Origin of the sequence: Campylobacter concisus (assembly GCF_002913225.1) — a bacterium.
Taxonomy (GTDB): domain Bacteria; phylum Campylobacterota; class Campylobacteria; order Campylobacterales; family Campylobacteraceae; genus Campylobacter_A; species Campylobacter_A concisus_J.
Genome location: NZ_PPAW01000053.1, coordinates 1 through 441 on the forward strand (window position 1 = coordinate 1; position 441 = coordinate 441).

Genomic DNA, 441 nt, shown 5'->3' on the forward strand with positions numbered 1-441 from the left:
TGGAAGAGGAGGCCAGCAGCAGGGCGTAGAGCATGGGGGGGGCACCCAGAGCCAGGCCGGCGGCATAGAAGGCGCTGAGCATGGCGGTGATGTGGGCGGTGGTGCTGGCGAAGATGTAGTGGGCATACATATAGGCCAGAAGCAGCAGGGTTACTGCGCCAACCCAGCCCATGCCCATGCCGCCGATGCCGCTTTCCAAGAGTTTGGAGAGCCAGGCAATCCGGCCGAGCTTGTTGAGGAAGGTGGCCATCATCACCAGGGCGGAGAACCAGGTAACGGTGTCCCACGCGCCTTGTTCAGTCAGGACATCCTGCCAGGTAAGCACGCCGCTGAGCAGCAGCAGGGAGAGGCCGAGGAAGGCGGTGGTGGTGGGGTTGACGGCGTAGGCTTTGCCGAAAATCATGGCCGGAATGCCTGCCCACAGCAGCAGCAGGATGGCAA

Annotated in this window: 1 protein-coding gene; it reads right to left on the reverse strand. The window is 63.0% G+C overall.

The features are described 5' to 3' along the window. Window positions 1-441, reverse strand: a 441-nt coding sequence (locus tag CYP26_RS08490; RefSeq protein ID WP_181000894.1) for an anion permease, incomplete at both ends; no start/stop codon positions are given.